The organism is Nocardioides sp. Z30_9 (assembly GCF_058215735.1).
The window spans coordinates 758,362-774,548 of sequence record NZ_JBZAJF010000001.1 but is presented as its reverse complement, the minus strand read 5'-3'; the positions used below and the strand labels follow the sequence as shown (position 1 = coordinate 774,548).

Here is a 16,187-nt window from a genome sequence, read left to right as displayed (position 1 = left end):
GCAGGGCATGAGGTCGAGGGTGCACTCCGGGTGTCCTCATGCTGAGTCCGATCAGCTCTTCCGGACGAGGGGCGCCTCGTTGCCGGTCAGCAGAAGTCTCAGTGACTGCCAGGCCGCCGTCACCGCGTCCGTCACGGACCGGGTGTCGTCGCCGAGGAGTCTCACCCACACGCCGGAGTCAGCCGGTAGGGCGCTGAGTCCGAACACCACTCCGGTCTCGGCACAAGGTGTCAGCACTTCATGGAGCAGGTCGCTGACCTCGCGGACCGAGGTGGTCGTGGTCAGCACGAACATCCTGGAGATTACGTCGTGCTCGTCGAGGACGGCGAGGGCACTGTGACTCCCGTCGGCCGGGCTCAGGCGCATCCGGTCGATCGCTACCACGGAGCCGTCCGGTCGGCTCACCTCGATGTCGGAGGCAAGGACCGTGTACTGATGGCGCTCGTCCCGGGCCAGTCGCCCGGCGACCAGCGTCTCGGCGATGATCGCAGTAGCCGACGGAGGCAAGGTCAGGCACGTGCGCTGGTAGAGACGCGCGTCGGCGAAGAGCACCACGGGTTCAGGCAGGTACTCCACGTAGGCGTCCGCTCCGAGGGCAATGTTCGTCTGGGAGACGGCCAGGTCTCGCTCCATCCCGAGTACGTTCGTGCACGCCGAGGTCGTGATACTTCCCGACGAACCCGCGCCGAAGGCGATGTCGGTGCGCAGCCGGTCGCCCTGCATCATGCCGGCTCCTTTCAACATCAGGTAGGTGTAGGGCATGTCAGGTCGCGCCGGGTCGTAGTAGAGAGGCTGCATGATCTGCAAGGGGGCCTTCTGGTGGTGCTCGACAAGCTCGGTCCCGTGCGGAGTCCGGCCGAACTCCAGCTCGAGCAGTCCGACCTTTCCCGGGTTGCCGGCGGGAAGCGCGGCCGTGCCACCGACGTACCGCGCGACCTGGAGGGGAATCCGGTCCGGCTCGTAGTGCGTCGAGACGAGACGATGGCCGTCGTTCGGGGACACGTCCTCGGGGGCCTGCGCCGGAAGCTCGGGCGACTGGTCGGTCTCCGGGAACCGGTCGGTCCTCATCACGACCCCCGGCCCGCGGCCAGCCAGCGTGGCACCAGTGCCTAGGTCAACACGCTCTCGCGGGAGCTCATGGGGCCCCTGATGCCGATCCGCAACACGTTTCTCGCTCATTGGTCCACCTTGTCTTTCGTTGGGTTCCGACACCGGCGTGGTGGTTTCTCAGCTTGGGAAGAGCCGTGCCGGTGCGCGCTCGTGGTCGGCGGACATGACGTCGGCCATGGGGGCGAACCCGCCCATGTCTGCGAGGTTGCGGCCGACTGCTTCGGTGGTCGCTTGGGCAATGACCGGAGCCACGGCGTGCAGCACCACCTGCACGTGCCGGTGTTCGGTCAACCCCAGTCGCAGTGCCGCACCGAGGAAGCTCGTGGCGAACGCGAACAGATCCGCGGCGACGGCGTGCTCGGTACTCACTCCCGACGCCGCGTACGCCACCGCCGTCGCGACCGGCTGGCAGCCCGGCGTCTCCTTGCTCGTGATCGCGCGCTGCCACTCCTTGAGCTCCGGCCCACCGAATGTCGAGAGTGCGAACTCGGTGAGCTGGTGACCGCTGCGGACGGACGCACCACGCAGCTCGGCGTTCAGCTTCGTGGCGAACAGCATCTGGTCGGCGAGGCGCACGTTGGTCCAGTCGCCGCTCAGGACGGACTGATGAGCCCGGGCGAGCGCGGTGGCGTCGCCTGGACCCACTGAGTGCAGGAGCAGTCCGCACAGCAGCTCCTCGACACGGCCTTGGTCCACGGCGTGCGTCTGGCTGAACCCCTCGATCCCGTGCGACATCCTGTAGGAGCCCCTGGGGAAGGCGGAGTCGGAGAGTTGGAGGCTCGCGAGCAACTCAAGTACCGGGGTCGTGGTTGGGGTGCCCCTCCCTCGACCGGCGTTGATCTCCATCTCCGCGTCGTCACGGTGGTGCTCGGGAGTCCCCAACATGTGTTCTGCCCTTCATCGGTGCGTGCGTGTGCGCGGGTGGACGCGGGTGTGCGTTCGCCCGGCACTGGGCGATCCGCCGGGCCGGCCGGCAGTGGACGACGCGCCCGCTCGGGGCGCTCGCCGTTCAGGCCTGGTGCTCCTCCGTGGCACCAGGAGACGTGCGCTGCTCGACGGCCGACCGTTCTAGCTCAGGTCTGGGCGGGTCGACGTGGTTGTGTGCGTGCCGGGAGTCGTGACGCAGGGCAACTGGACTCGGCGTGAACATCGGTCAGGCTGCCGCGACGTCGTGGCAGGAGACGAGTTTCTTGTCGATCTCACGTGGTGGTGTCAGTTGCATGTCTTGCAGACCTCCTGATGAAGGATCGGCCCCCGAGAAGCAAAACTGTGTCGTCTAAATCAGGCTACGCGGGCGGTTCCGATCGACAAGGACGCTCCAATCCGAGCGCTGCGCGGTCTAGAGCAGCAGCCGCACCAAGGCGTTCGCCACTGTTCTGAGGGTGAATCCGCGGGTACGGGCGCCGCTGCCCGCAACGGGATCGACCTGGAGAGAGAGCCGGGCTAGCCTGCCTCCGTGAGCGCCCGCCCCACGTACCTGCAGGCGGCCGCCATCGGTCTCGTCTTCGCAGGCGGCGTCGTCGGAGCCGCGGCCCGCGAGGGACTGAGGCTGGCGATCCCGAACGCCGACGGGATCCCGGTCGTCGTCCCGGTGATGAACTTGGTCGGCGCCTTCGTGCTGGGCTATCTCTTCGAGGCGCTCACCCGCGATGACCTGGCTCCTGCCACGACCTCCCGCATGAGGGCGCTCGTCGGCGCGGGCTTCTGCGGTGGCCTCACCACCTACAGCTCGCTGGCGACAGACACCGCCGTGCTCCTCTCTGACTCCCGCTTCGGCGTCGGTGCGGCATACGCCCTCGGGACGCTGTTGTTCGGCGTCCTGGCCACGATCGCGGGAATTGCCCTCGCCGCCAGGCAGGCTGCGGCTCGCGCGACCGCGGAGACCCGCGGATGATGCCCGCGCTCTTCGTCGCGCTGGTGCTGGCCGGTGGGGCCGGCGCCAGCGTGCGCTACGTCCTTGACGGGATGCTCAAGGCCAGGACCTCGGCGTCGTCCTTTCCCTGGTCGACCGCGATCATCAATCTCACCGGCTCGCCAGTGATGGGCTTCCTCACCGGCTTGGTCGGGAGCAGGATCGCCTCCACCGAGGTGAGCGTCGTGCTCGGGACCGGATTCCTGGGCGGTTACACGACCTTCAGCGCGGCCAGCTACGAGACCGTCCACCTCATCCGCCAGAATCGATACGGCCTCGCGACGCTCTACGGCGTCGGGGTCCTGGTGCTGGGCGTCGCCCTGGCGTTCCTCGGCTACCACTACGCGTCCGAGCTCTGAGGTCTCCGCTCGGTGCTTCCCACCAGTGGTTCGGCGCTGCGGTCCCAACTCGTCCGCCAGTGCCCGGCGGCGAGCACGCCCGCTGCTGCCACGCGACGGTCACCAGGTCGAGGCCGAGCGGCGCGAGGTCGTCGCCGAGCTGCTTCCAGGCGGGCAGCTCGTAGCGGCACCCGCACCAGGTCGACCACGCGACGAGGAGGGTACGGCGACCGGGGGAGCCCAGCTTCACGGGCTCACCGTCCGCGTCGGTCAGCTCGAGGTCCGGGACCGGGTCGCCGCGGCGGACCGTCGTACCTCCTGGCTCGCCGAGCACGGCGACCGCGCCGACCCCGTCCGGTTCCCCGGGCTCGAGGGCGAGCGGCCGGTCCAGCAGGGTTGCCAACTCGGTGAGCGTGAGGTTCTCGTCGATCGGCCGATAGCCTCGGAGGATGGCCTCCACCTTCTCGATCCCCGGGCTCGTGCTGACCGACCATGTGCTCTCGCTGCCGCTCGACCACGCCCGCCCGGACGGCGAGCAGATCGAGGTGTTCGCCCGCGAGGTCGCGGCCCCCGATGGTGCGGACCGGCCGTTCCTGCTGTTCCTGCAGGGCGGTCCCGGGCAGGAGGCACCCCGGCCCGGCGGGAAGGGCAGCTCCCCGGCGTGGCTGGAGCGTGCGCTGCGCGACTTCCGGGTGCTGATGCTCGACCAGCGCGGCACCGGGCGCTCGACGCCGTACGGCGGACCGGGGGTCGGGCCGGACGACGCGGAGCGGCTGACCCACTTCCGGGCGGACTCGATCGTGCAGGACGCGGAGTGCTTCCGCGAGCACCTCGGGGTGGAGCGGTGGAGCCTGCTCGGGCAGTCCTTCGGCGGGTTCTGCTCGCTGCACTACCTCACCGTTGCGTCGCAGAGCCTGCGCGAGGTGTTCTTCACCGGCGGGCTGCCGCCGGTGGGCCGGTCCGTGGACGAGGTCTACGCGGCGACGTACCGGACGATGCGCGAGCTGAACGCGCGCTACCACCGGCAGTTCCCCGCGGACCGGGACCGACTGGCCCGCCTGCTCGATCTCTGTGATGCGGGGGAGGTGCCGGGTCGCGACGGGGAGCCGGTCACCGCGCGGCTGGTGCGGACGATCGGCAACCAGCTCGGGATGGACGGGGGCGCGGAGGCGGTGCACTACCTGCTCGAGCGCGACCCGCGGTCCCCGGCGTTCGCCCACGACCTGGCGTCGATGGTGCCGTTCAACGGGCGCAACCCGCTCTACGCGGTGATCCACGAGTCCTCCTACGCCGACGGCCGCGTCACGGCGTGGTCGGCCGAGCGGATGCAGCCGGAGAACTTCGGCGAGGGCTCGCTGCTGCTCACCGGGGAGCACGTCTTCAGGTGGCACTTCGAGGACTGCGCCGACCTGCGCCCCTACCGGGAGGTCGCGGCCACGATCGCCGACCACCCCTGGCCGCGGCTGTACGACGCCAAGGTGCTCGGCTCGGTCGAGGTTCCCTGCGCCGCGTCGATCTACGTCGACGACCCGTTCGTGGACCTGGAGCTGTCGCTGGAGACGGCCGCCCTGCTGCCCGGGATGCGCCGGTGGGTCACCGACGAGTACCTCCACAACGGGCTGCGCAGCGGTGGCGGGCAGGTGCTCGACCGGCTGATCGGGCTCACCCGCGGACGCCTCTAGTCCTGCTTGAACGCCGCGTCGAAGGAGGCCGTGGCGGGCGGGAAGTCCAGCTCCTTGAGGTAGGCGAGCGCGGCCGGGGCGCCGTGCAGCCGGTCCATCCCGGCGTCCTCCCACTCCACCGAGATCGGCCCGGCGTAGCCGATCGAGGCCAGCGCGCGGAAGCAGTCCTCCCACGGCACGTCACCGCGACCGGTGGAGACGAAGTCCCAGCCCCGGTGGGGATCGCCCCAGGGCAGGTGCGAGGAGAGGATGCCGTTGCGCCCGCCGCCCATCCGCATCCGGGTGTCCTTGCAGTCCACGTGGTAGATCCGGTCGGCGAAGTCGGTGATGAACGCGACCGGGTCCAGGCCCTGCCAGACCATGTGGCTGGGGTCCCAGTTCAGCCCGAAGGCCGGGCGGTGGTCGATCGCCTCCAGCGCCCGGACCGTCGACCAGTAGTCGTAGGCGATCTCGGAGGGGTGCACCTCGTGGGCGAAGCGGACGCCGCACTCGTCGAAGACGTCGAGGATCGGGTTCCAGCGGTCGGCGAAGTCCTGGTAGCCCGCCTCGATCCGGTCTGCGGAGACCGGCGGGAACATCGCGACGTAGGGCCAGATCGAGGAGCCGGTGAAGCCGACCACCGTGTCCACGCCGAGCCGCCTCGCCAGCCTGGCGGTGTGCTGCAGCTCCTCGGCGGCCCGCTGCCGCACCCCCTCGGGGTCGCCGTCGCCCCACACCCGGGAGCCGACCAGGTCGCGGTGGCGCTCGTCGATCGGGTCGTCGCAGACCGCCTGCCCCTTGAGGTGGTTCGAGATCGCCCACAGCTTGAGCCCGTGGCGCTCCAGGATCCCCAGCCGTTCCTCGATGTAGTCGTCGTCCTCCCAGCGCCAGGCGTCCAGGTGCTCCCCGGAGACAGCGATCTCCAGGCCGTCGTACCCCCAGCCGGCGGCGAGCCCGGCGACCTCCTCCAACGGCAGGTCGGCCCACTGGCCGGTGAAGAGTGTGAACGAGCGGGACATGGTGACCTCCTCGGGTCAGGCGGGCTCGTGGTCGGGGGAGTGTGGCACGGGGACGGTCCGGCCCTGCTCGGCTGCGCTCTCCTCGATGGCGGCGAGCACCCGCTGCACCGCCAGGCCGTCAGCGAAGGAGGGCCGCGGCTGGGTGCCGGTGGCGATCGCGGAGAGGAAGTCGGCGGCCTGGTTGGTGAACGTGTGGTCCCAGCCGAGCACGTGGCCCGGCGGCCACCACGCCCCGAGGTAGGGGTGCTCGGGCTCGGTCACGAGAACGGTGGCGTCCCCGGCGGTCACGGTGGTGCCGGCCCGGTCCGCTGCGTCGTACACCTGGAGCTCGTTGAGTCGCTGGAGGTCGAAGGACAGGGACCCCTGCGTGCCGAACAGCTCGAGCCGCAGTGCGTTCTTGCGCCCGGTTGCCATCCGGGAGACCTCGAGCGAGGCGACCACGCCGCCGTCGGTGCGCAGCGTCGCCCAGGCGGCGTCCTCGACCGTCACCTGCTCCGGACCGGAGTCGCCGGGACGCTCGGGGACGAAGGTGGCGACGTGGCCGCTCACCGAGGTGATCTGCTGCCCGAGGAGGTGGCCGAGCTGGTCGACCGCGTGCGAGGCGAGGTCGCCGATCACACCGGAGCCGGCGGTCTCGCGGCGCAGCCGCCAGCTCATCGGCGCCTCGGCGTCCGCGAGCCAGTCCTGGAGATAGCTGACGCGGGCCTGCCGGACCTCCCCGATGCGGCCCTGTGCGATGAGCCGCCGCGCGAGCGCGAGCGCGGGCACCCTGCGGTAGTTGAAGCCGACCATCGAGACCACGCCTCGCGATGCGGCCGCCTGCGCGGCGGCGGCCATCTCCTCGGCCTCGGCGACGCTGTTGGCCAGTGGCTTCTCGACCAGCACGTGCTTGCCCGCGGCCAGGGCCGCCAGCGCGATCTCGGCGTGCAGGTGACCGGGGGTGCAGATGTCGACGACGTCGACGTCCTCACGCTCCAGCACCGAACGCCAGTCGGTGGAGGACTCCGCCCAGCCGAAGTGCTCGGCGGCGGCCGAGACGCGTTCCGGGTCGCGTCCGACCAGGACCCGGGGGACCACGACCGGAAGGCCCGGGTTGAACGCGTGCACGTTGCGCCAGGCGTTGGAGTGGGCCTTGCCCATGAAGGAGTGGCCCACGACGGCGACCCCCAGGGCACCAGTCGCGGTGCGGTCCTTCGGCACAACGGAGGAGGTCATCGGGTCTCCCGGTTCACGGCAGCGGACAGGCTGCGCAGGTGGCGCAACCCGTCGACCGCGAGGTCGTCCTGGGTCGCGGCGAGGGGTCGCCAGATCGAGGCCGCGGTGGCGATCGAGGCGTTGTCCGCGGTGAAGCTCTCGATCACCAGCGGGCCGTCGTACGCCACCTCGTCGAGCGCCTTGACCAGCGCGACCCAGTCGGTCTGGTCGCCCCCCGGGGCACCACGGTCGTTGCCGCACACCTGGACGTGCACGAGGTGCTCCCCGGCGAGGCGTACGGCGTCGGCGCTGTTCCGCTCCTCGATGTTGAGGTGGTAGCTGTCCAGCGCCAGGCCGAGGTGCGGCTGGAGGAGGTCGCCGAGCAGGTCGAGTCCCTGGGCGACGGTGTTGACCAGCGAGGTCTCGTAGCGGTTCAGCGGCTCGATCCCGATGCGTACGCCGGCCGCGCGGGCGTGCTCCACCACGGGAGCGAGGTTCTCCCGCAGCTCGGCCCCCGCCGTGCGGCGCTGCGGGTCGTCGAGACGCCACACCCGCCCGGTCGCCGCGTAGAACGGGCCGCACACCGCGGCCGCTCCGATGTCGTGGGCCAGGTCGATGCAGGAACGCAGGTAGTCCTGGGTGGCCCGGACCTCAGCGGGCGGGGCACTGACCAGGTTGCGGCCGGGGGCCATCGCCCCCACCACGCAGGGCACCAGGCCGGTCGCCGCCAGCGCCGGACGCAGGGCGGCGGCGGTGAGGTCGCCGGCCTGCTCGAGGGGCAGCTCGACGGCGTCGAAGCCGAGCTCGGCCACGTGCTCGATCAGGCCTGGGGCGTTCGCGTCGGTGAGCGGGGAGGTCCACACCCAGGTGTTGACGCCGAGGGCTCGCATGCGACACCTCCTCTCGAAGCGGTTGTCGGGTCGGACCCGGTGACTGTGAGAAGTCACTGGAGGAACGGTTGCCTGCGCGGGGCCGGCCGGCTCCCTTCCGACCGGCCGGCCCCACGCGGTGGCCCTAGGGCATGACGCGCTTCTGCCACACCTCGGGGTAGCCGGGCAGGTCCTCGCCGCCGAACTTGGCGTAGTGGCCGTCGGGCATGCCGTCGTTCTCGCTGAGGTAGGTGTCGCGCTCGTCCTCGGTGATCGGCTTCTGCGGGAGCACCCACTCGACCGGGACCTCCTCGCCGGCGAAGATCTTCTGCGCGGCGAGGAGCGGCGTACGCCACTGGAAGTTCGAGTAGACCGGAGCCAGGCCGGTGAGGCCGGCGTCCTTCCACTTGCGCAGGAAGCTCATCTCGTCCTCGCCGGTCATCACCGGCAGGTCGACGCCGGCGTCCTCGAAGGCCTCGATCGCCGCGGACGCGCCGTCACCGGCGTCCATCCAGACGCCCTTGACGTCACCCTTGGCCAGCTCGTCGGAGATCAGCTTCTTGATCTCCGCGGGGTCCGCGCCGGTGAAGTAGTCGACCGCCTCGATCCCCTTCTCCTCGAAGATCTTGTCGGCGGCGGCCCAGCGGTTCTCGAGGACGTCGACGCCCGGCAGGATCCGCAGCGCGACGACCCGGTCGCCCTTGTCGAGGTTGTCGGCGAGGAAGTTCGCGGTGTCGATGCCCCACGCGAACCCGCCGATGGGGTGGATGAACGTGGTGGCGCAGTCTGTCTCCACACCGCGGTCGAAGACGATCACCGGCTTGCCCGTCTTGCAGGCACGCTCAACGGCGGGGGTCATCGCCGCCGTCGAGTTGGGGGAGATGATGAAGACGTCGCACTTGCCCTCCTTGATGAAGTAGTCGATGTCGGCGATCTGCTTGTTGTCGTCGTCCTCGGCGTCGCGGGTCTCCATACCGGAGAGCACCTTCTGGTCCACCAGCACCTTCAGCTGCTGGTTCATCGTGATCCAGCCGGTCTGGCGCCACGGGTTGCTGATCGAGGCGTTCGCGAAGCAGGCCTTCTTGGCGCCGGTGGACTTGAACTTCGAGGTGTCGCGCATCTCCCCGTCGATGTACTGCAGGTAGGGCTTCTCGGGATCACCCTCGAAGGTGGCGCTGCGCTGCTGGTCCTGCTCGTCGTAGACGGCCTGGTCGAACCACTTGGAGTCGGCTCCGGACTCGCCCTTCTTCTGGTCGGTCCCCGTGGCGCCCGAGCCGTCCGAGTCGACCTTGGCGGACTCGTCGGTCGACCCGCAGGCCGTGAGGGCCAGGCAGGCGACGGCCGCCGCTGCCAGTGGCGACAGGTAGGTGCGTATGGACATGTCAGTTACTCCTGTTTCGTGCCCGGGCGGGCGGGTGGTTGAGATGGACGGGCCGTAACAGCTGTGGGGGCGGGCTCGGGATCGGCCTCGGGACGGCGCAGGATCCGGGGGAGCCGGTTGCCGGAGGTCCAGGCACGACCGGCCAGGGCGACGGCGACGATGATGATCACGCCCTGCACGGAGTCGCGCCACGTGCTGGGGACGTCGTTGAAGTTCAGCAGCGTGAACAGCAGGTCGAGTGCGATCGCACCCGCGGCCGCGGAGAGCACCCACCCCCGGCCGCCGCCGAGGACGACGCCGCCGAGGACCACCGCGGTGATGGCGATGAACTCGTAGCCACGGCCCACCGAGGGGTGTACGCCGGCCTGGCCCACCAGGATGATGCCGGCGACGGTGGCCGACATCGACGACAGCATGAACGCCTGCGTCTTGACCCACCACACGGTGGTGCCGCTGCTCGCCGCGGCCGCGGGGTTGTCGCCGGTGGCGAGCAGGGTGCGGCCGAACGGGCGGCCCATCAGCCAGACCGAGAACGCGGCGATCGCGAGGAGGATCAGCAGCGGGTAGGGGAGCAGGCCGACGACCGGGACGCCCTCGATCCCGCCACGGCCGATGTCGCGGAAGCTGTCCGTGGGGTTGCCGGTGGCGGCGCCGCCGGTGAGGTAGAAGACCAGCCCGGACAGGCTGAGCATCGTCCCGAGCGTGACGATGAAGCTCGGGACGCCGAGCAGGGTCGTCGCCATCCCGTTGACCAGCCCGACGAGCGCGCCCACGGCCAGCATCGCCAGCGTGACCGGCAGGATCCGCCCGGGGTCGTCGCCGATCAGGTTCCCCGACATCACCACCTGGGTGGTGATCACGGCTCCGGTGGAGAGGTCGAACTCGCCCGAGACGATCACGAAGTACTGGCCCATGGCGACGATGGCGATCGGTGCGGAGCGGGCCAGGAACCGCACCAGCCGGTCGGGCTCACCGAAGCTCGGGTTCGACGCGACCACGGCGAGCAGCAGGCCCAGGGCGAGGACGAACACCGCGCCGCCGGGGGTGAGCACCCCGCCGAGGAAGCGGCGCAGCAGCGACCCGTGCCGCTCCGGCAACGGGCCCCGGCGGGTGGGCGCGACGGCGCCCTGCGCGCTCACGGCGCCACCTCGAGCCGGGTGCCCTCCGCGAACCGGGTGGGCCTGCGCGGGATCGCCCGCCGGGCGTAGACCGCGACCGCCAGGACGATCACCAGGCCGCGGACGACGTCCTGGAGGAAGGAGTTGAGCCCGAGCCCGCTCATCACGTTGTCGAGCACCGCGAAGATCGCGACGCCACCGATGGTCCCGACGATCGACCCGCGGCCCCCGGCCAGCAGGGTTCCGCCGAGGACCACGGCCGCGATCGACATCAGGTCGTAGCCGCCCTGGCTGCCGATCGTCGGGCTCCCCACGCTGGTGCGCGAGAGCAGCAGCAGTCCCGCGAAGCCGGCGAGCACCGAGCAGAGCACGTGGGCGAGCACGACCGGGACGTCCGCGCGCACGCCCGAGAGCCTGGAGACCTCGCGGCCGCCGCCCACGGCATAGAGGTGGTGGCCGAACCGGGTGCGGGTCAGCAGGAGCACGCCCAGCCCGGCGCAGGCGAGCATGATCAGCGTGCTCAGCGGGACCGGCCCGAACAAGGTGATGCCGACGGTCTGGAAGTCGCGCGGGGCCGAACCGTAGTTGCCCTGGTAGTTCGTCGCGAGGTAGCCGCTGACGATCAGTCCCATCCCGAGGGTGGCGATGAACCCGTGCACGCCGAGACGGGTGACGATCAGCCCGATGACCAGCCCGATGGCCGCGCACACGCCGAGGGCCGCGAGCACCCCGGTGACGATGTTGCTGCTCTGCCCGGCCATCACGCCGCCGCCCACGATGCTGGCCAGGCTGATCACGTAGGGCACCGAGAGGTCCAGGCTGCCGGCGATCACCACCAGGGTCTGCCCGATGGCCACGAACCCCAGGGTGCTGGTCAGGGTGAGGATGGAGACGATGTTGCCGGTGCTGAAGAAGCTGCGCCCGGAGGTCTCGGTCAGCAGCGCGCCCACGACGATCACGCCCAGCAGGGCCAGGTAGACCAGGCCGGTCGTGCCGACCCGCCGGCCCGGGCGTGAGGCGTGCGCGGTGGTCCGGTCCTGGGCCCGGGTCGGGGCCGCGGCGCTCACGACTCCGCCTCCAGCGAGCCGGGGGAGCCGGATGGCTGGTCGGTTGCACGGCCGGGGGAGTGATCGTTGGACGTGGCGCCGGTGGCCAGGCTGAGGATCTCGACCTCGCCGGACCCGGCCGGGAGCTCGCCGGCGATGCGTCCGTCCCGCATCACCACGATCCGGTCGGCCAGGCCGATCACCTCGGGCAGTTCGCTGGAGACCATCAGCACCGCGAGCCCGCGGCCGGCGAGCTCGCGGACCACCTCGTAGATCGCGCGCTTCGCGCCGACGTCGATGCCGCGCGTGGGCTCGTCGAGCAGCACCACGCGGGGATCGGTGCCCAGCCACCTGGCCAGCACCACCTTCTGCTGGTTGCCTCCCGAGAGGAACTGCACCTCCTGGTCCATGCTGCGGGCCGAGACCTCCAGTGAGGAGAGCAGGCCGGGCACGGCCGCCCGGGCCTGGGCGGTGCGCCGGGGGAAGACGGCCCGGACCACCCCGAGGGCGTTGGTCGCGATCGTCTGGTTCAGGGCGAGCCCGGTCGCCTTGCGGTCCTCGGTCACCATCGCGAGCCCGGCGCGTACGGCGGAACGCGGGCTGCGCACCCTCACCTGCTCGCCCTCGACCTCGACCTGTCCCCGCGAGAACGGGCGGACCCCGAAGATGCCCTCGAGGAGCTCGGTGCGGCCGGACCCCTGGAGCCCGGCGAGAGCGACCACCTCGCCGCTGCGCACGTCGAGGTCGATGCCGTCGACGTACCCGTTGCCGGCGCCGCGCAGCCGCAGGCGCACCTGCCCGACCTCGGTGCCGGGGAGCCGGTCGGGGAAGAACGCCGAGATCGTGCGGCCGACCATCAGCCGCACCAGCGTGGACTCGTCGAGCTCGGCGGCGGGCCGGGACGCGACCACCAGGCCGTCCTTGAGCACCGTGATGGTGTCGCAGAGGTCGAAGACCTCGCGCAGCCGGTGGGAGACGTAGAGGATCGCGACGCCGCGCTGGGTGAGGCGGCGAATGATGCTGTAGAGCAGGGCCACCTCGTGGTCGGCGAGCGCGGCTGTCGGCTCGTCCATCGAGAGGACGCGCGCGTCGTAGCTGATCGCCTTGGCGATCTCCACGACCTGCTGCTCGGCGACCGTCAGGGTGCGCACGGGCTCGGCCGGGTCGAGGCCCTCCACTCCGAGGCCGGAGAGCAGGTCGGCGGTGTCGCGCTGCATGCGGGCGTTGTCCACGAACGGCCCGCGCCGCGGCTCGCGGCCGAGGTAGACGTTCTCGGCGATGGTGCGGTCGGGGAGCAGGTTGAACTCCTGGAACACCGTGGAGATGCCGGCCTGCTGGGCCTGCAGCGGGTGCCCGAACGCGCGCTCCCGCCCGTCGACCTCGACGGTCCCGGAGTCGGGCGGGTAGACCCCGGCCAGCACCTTCATCAGCGTGGACTTGCCCGCGCCGTTCTCGCCGACCAGCCCGTGCACCTGGCCCGGCACCAGCTCGAGGTCGGCGTCGGCCAGCACGACGTTGCCGAAGAACGCCTTCGTCACCCCGCGCGCACGCAGCACCGGCGTCGCGGGGCCGCCCGAGGCGGACGGGGAGAGCGGGGCATCGGCGTGCACGCGGTCACTGTGGCATCGGTCACATACTTTTGTCGAGGACCAATCAAAAGTTGCTCAAGCCAGCGTCAAAGTGGTCTGGTCATGGTTGGATGTGCCGGTGCACGCTGCCACCGATGTCTTCGCCCTGCTGCGCGACGGGCGTCCGTGGACGCGGGCCGAGCTGGCCCAGACGACCGGACTCGCCCGGTCCACCGTTGCCGCCCGGGTCGAGGAGCTGATGCGCCTGGGCCTGGTGGCACCCGTGGGGGGCGGCACATCGACGGGGGGCCGGCCACCGTCGCTGTTCTCGCTGAACCCGCAGGCGCGGGTGGTGGCCGGCGTCGACGTCGGCGCGACCCACGTCGCCGTCGTGCTCGCGGACCTGTCCGGTGAGGTCCTGGACACCGTCTCCACGGTGCTGGAGGTCGCCGAGGGTCCCGAGGCAGTGCTGTCGTGGGCCACGGCGAGCGTCACCCGCCTGCTCGAGAGGCAGCGTCGGTCCCCGGGTGAGCTCGCGGCGATCGGGATCGGCCTGCCCGGTCCGGTGCACCACGCGACGGGGCGTCCGATCAACCCGCCGATCATGCCCGGGTGGGACCGGTACGACGTGCCGGGCCGGGTCCAGCGCGACCACCCGGTGCCGGTGCTGATCGACAACGACGTGAACATCATGGCGCTGGGGGAGCGCCGCGCCGCCTTCGAGTCGGTGCAGGACCTCGTCTTCGTCAAGGTCGCCACCGGCATCGGGTCGGGACTGATCTCGAGCGGCACCCTCCAACGGGGAGCACAGGGGACGGCCGGCGACCTCGGGCACGTCCGCGTGCCGGGCGCCGACGACGTGCCCTGCCGGTGCGGCAACAGCGGCTGCCTCGAGGCAGTGGCCGCCGGGCCGGCGCTGGTGGCCGCCCTCAACCTCGCCGGGGTCGAGGCGCGGACGCCGCAGGACGTGGTCGACCAGGTCCGGGCCGGGAACCTCGCAGCCATCCAGGTAGTCCGCCAGGCGGGGCGGCACATCGGTGACGTCCTCGCGACCCTGGTCAACCTGACCAACCCCGCCGTCGTGGTGATCGGCGGCCGGATGGCCGGCGCGGGGGAGCACCTGCTGGCGGGGATCCGGGAAGTGGTCTACCAGCGCTCGATGCCGCTGGCGACCGAGCACCTGCGGATCGTCGCCTCCAGCACGGGCGGAGGCGCCGCGCTCGGCGGTGCGGTCGCGATGGCGGTCGAGCACGTGCTCTCGCCGGCCCAGATCGAGTCCGCCGTACGGCAGCTCGCCGCGATCTGAGCGACGGGTCGTCTGGGGAGAGACTCGGTCCTGCGGGGGACGGGACCGTGTCTTCTCGTCTGAGGGTCAGCCGACGGGGATGATCTCGATGGCGCTGATCTTGGCGTTCTCGATGCTGGACGAGGCGGAAGTGACTGCAGCCGTACCTCGGGTCGGGGCGCCCGCTCGTGGGCCAACCTGAGAACCCGCCAAGAAGTACCTTTCCCACCAAATGGGCATACCCCGATATGCCCGATTACTCCTAAGGTGACCCCCGTCAACTTCGACTACCTGAGGGAGATCCATGCGCAAGACCCGTACCCGTTCCGTCTCGGCCCGAGCCACGGTGGCCGGCATCGCCTCGTTCGCGTTGCTCGGCCTGACCGGCTGCGGGGAGGAGGAGAAGCAAGCGGACACCACCCCGCCGGCGTCCTCCTCGAACGAGGAGACGGCACCGACGGAAGAGCCCACGCCTACCGAGGACGCGGCCCCGGCAGCAGGCGGTGACCAGCCGGAGTGGGCCAACCCGGTCACCACGCCCGGTGAGGAGATCGCCTCCATCAAGGCCGGCGACGTGACCGTGAAGGTCTACCAGGTGGGCACCGCGAAGGCGACGAAGACCGGCCAGTTCGTGGACCCCAAGAACAACAAGCCGATCATCGCCGAGGGTGACGAGATCGTCTTCGTCAACTACGTGGCCACCAACAACGGCGAGGCCATCGACCTCGGCTCCAGCGGTGTCGCGGTCGAGGCGCGTTACGACGACTGGCCCTACATGCAGGGCATGGACTCCATCGTGGACAAGGCGCTCTTCGAGCAGCAGAAGGTCAACGACAGCGCGTTCGCGCCGGGCTCCTACAAGGACCCGTCGGTCTACACCTTCGGCAAGGGCCAGTCGATCTCGTGGGGGCAGAACTTCCGCTACCAGAAGGGCTCGGCGATCGAGTTCAAGGTGAGGATGACGCCGGTGGACGCCAAGGGCGACCTGCTGCACGACGGCCGGGTCGAGGCGGAGGGCACGGCCAAGATCAAGTGACCCCTGCATGAACCGCAGGCACACGGAGCAGCCGGTGGAGACTCGCGGCCAGCTGCTGGCTGAGCAGGGACCGTCAGGTCACGGAGCTCAGTCGGCAGCTGGTGGCCGTACGCCGGCTGCTGCCGCGGCGGTCTGCTCGTCGTACCGCCCTTCTTCGTCGGGCTCCTGGCCGCGGACGCCGTCGAGCGCGGTGACGGGGCGGCCACCGGTTGGCTGGTGGCGCTGGCGGTCTCGGTGGTGCTGGCGCTGCTCCAGCTGCTCCGCCACGGCCTGCGGACCAGGCGCCGGCGGGCCGAGCTCGCCAAGTGGCGCCAGGCCGATCGCGCCGAGGCCGGTCGCAGCCTGCCCGCCGGGGACCTGCGCCCCGGCGGGCAGGACCTGCGCACCGGGTGGGACGCGCGCGACGACGAGGACCTGTCCGAGGTGCTCCGCGACTGGGAGCTGCGCTGGTTGGTGGAGGTGCGGGAGTGGCGACTGGTCCCCGGCCCGGTGCTCGCTGAGACGTCGCATCTGAAACTCCTGAGGCCGCCGAGACGTCGCATCTGAAAAGTCTGCTCTTTCAGACGCGACGTCTCGGCGGGGTTTCGCCTTTCAGATGTGACGGGTCGGCGGGGTTTTTGGGGGGTACGGCGGGACGCCTCCGGTGGCAT

At 70.9% G+C, this 16,187-nt stretch carries 15 protein-coding genes; 6 read left to right on the top strand and 9 right to left on the bottom strand.

The features are described 5' to 3' along the window. Window positions 1-51: 51 nt before the first annotated feature. A complete protein-coding gene (locus tag AC4BGB_RS03865) occupies window positions 52-1,068 on the bottom strand; it encodes an urease accessory protein UreD (RefSeq protein ID WP_490544885.1) in 1,017 nt (338 codons plus the stop codon). Window positions 1,069-1,227: 159 nt separating this feature from the next. Further along, window positions 1,228-1,845 (bottom strand): urease accessory protein UreF, encoded by a 618-nt coding sequence (locus AC4BGB_RS03860; protein WP_490544883.1) that lies wholly within the window; start codon window positions 1,843-1,845, stop codon window positions 1,228-1,230. Window positions 1,846-2,566: 721 nt separating this feature from the next. Here AC4BGB_RS03860 and AC4BGB_RS03855 point away from each other — a divergent pair. From AC4BGB_RS03855 to AC4BGB_RS03845, 3 genes are all read left to right on the top strand, one after another. Further along, window positions 2,567-3,004, top strand: coding sequence for a fluoride efflux transporter FluC (locus AC4BGB_RS03855; RefSeq protein WP_490544881.1), 438 nt, complete (start codon window positions 2,567-2,569; stop codon window positions 3,002-3,004). Next, window positions 3,001-3,381, top strand: coding sequence for a fluoride efflux transporter CrcB (gene crcB / locus AC4BGB_RS03850; protein ID WP_490544879.1), 381 nt, complete (start codon window positions 3,001-3,003; stop codon window positions 3,379-3,381). Before AC4BGB_RS03855 ends, crcB begins: the two co-directional genes overlap by 4 nt. A 428-nt stretch (window positions 3,382-3,809) precedes the next feature. Further along, window positions 3,810-5,042: an alpha/beta fold hydrolase gene (locus AC4BGB_RS03845; RefSeq protein WP_490544877.1), complete on the top strand. Its 1,233-nt coding sequence runs from the start codon at window positions 3,810-3,812 to the stop codon at window positions 5,040-5,042. Here the strand turns inward: AC4BGB_RS03845 and AC4BGB_RS03840 are convergent. From AC4BGB_RS03840 to AC4BGB_RS03810, 7 genes are all read right to left on the bottom strand, one after another. Next, window positions 5,039-6,040: a sugar phosphate isomerase/epimerase family protein gene (locus AC4BGB_RS03840; RefSeq protein WP_490544876.1), complete on the bottom strand. Its 1,002-nt coding sequence runs from the start codon at window positions 6,038-6,040 to the stop codon at window positions 5,039-5,041. The genes AC4BGB_RS03845 and AC4BGB_RS03840 overlap by 4 nt on opposite strands. Window positions 6,041-6,055: 15 nt before the next feature. Continuing rightward, window positions 6,056-7,255, bottom strand: coding sequence for a Gfo/Idh/MocA family protein (locus AC4BGB_RS03835; protein WP_490544874.1), 1,200 nt, complete (start codon window positions 7,253-7,255; stop codon window positions 6,056-6,058). Beyond that, window positions 7,252-8,124 carry a sugar phosphate isomerase/epimerase family protein gene (locus tag AC4BGB_RS03830; RefSeq protein WP_490544872.1) on the bottom strand — a complete coding sequence of 291 codons (873 nt, stop codon included), beginning with the start codon at window positions 8,122-8,124 and terminating at the stop codon, window positions 7,252-7,254. The genes AC4BGB_RS03835 and AC4BGB_RS03830 overlap by 4 nt, the downstream gene beginning before the upstream one ends. A 124-nt stretch (window positions 8,125-8,248) precedes the next feature. After that, entirely contained in the window at window positions 8,249-9,484 is a 1,236-nt protein-coding gene (locus tag AC4BGB_RS03825) for a substrate-binding domain-containing protein (RefSeq protein ID WP_490544870.1), read from the bottom strand. A 5-nt stretch (window positions 9,485-9,489) separates the two neighbouring features. Continuing rightward, complete coding sequence (locus AC4BGB_RS03820; RefSeq protein ID WP_490544869.1) at window positions 9,490-10,623, bottom strand: ABC transporter permease; 1,134 nt, start codon at window positions 10,621-10,623, stop codon at window positions 9,490-9,492. Then, a complete protein-coding gene (locus AC4BGB_RS03815; protein WP_490544867.1) occupies window positions 10,620-11,669 on the bottom strand; it encodes an ABC transporter permease in 1,050 nt (349 codons plus the stop codon). Before AC4BGB_RS03815 ends, AC4BGB_RS03820 begins: the two co-directional genes overlap by 4 nt. Then, window positions 11,666-13,258: a sugar ABC transporter ATP-binding protein gene (locus AC4BGB_RS03810; protein WP_490544865.1), complete on the bottom strand. Its 1,593-nt coding sequence runs from the start codon at window positions 13,256-13,258 to the stop codon at window positions 11,666-11,668. The genes AC4BGB_RS03815 and AC4BGB_RS03810 overlap by 4 nt, the downstream gene beginning before the upstream one ends. A gap of 97 nt (window positions 13,259-13,355) precedes the next feature. On the opposite strand from AC4BGB_RS03810, the gene AC4BGB_RS03805 reads away from it, so the two are divergent. The 3 genes from AC4BGB_RS03805 (at window position 13,356) to AC4BGB_RS03795 (ending at window position 16,083) form a co-directional block, all read left to right on the top strand. Further along, window positions 13,356-14,522: an ROK family transcriptional regulator gene (locus tag AC4BGB_RS03805; RefSeq protein ID WP_490544863.1), complete on the top strand. Its 1,167-nt coding sequence runs from the start codon at window positions 13,356-13,358 to the stop codon at window positions 14,520-14,522. Window positions 14,523-14,805: 283 nt separating this feature from the next. Further along, the gene (locus tag AC4BGB_RS03800; protein ID WP_490544862.1) at window positions 14,806-15,537 is read left to right on the top strand and encodes a hypothetical protein; all 732 of its coding nucleotides are present in this window, start codon (window positions 14,806-14,808) and stop codon (window positions 15,535-15,537) included. Window positions 15,538-15,753: 216 nt separating this feature from the next. Next, window positions 15,754-16,083, top strand: coding sequence for a hypothetical protein (locus AC4BGB_RS03795; protein WP_490544860.1), 330 nt, complete (start codon window positions 15,754-15,756; stop codon window positions 16,081-16,083). Window positions 16,084-16,187 lie beyond the last annotated feature (104 nt).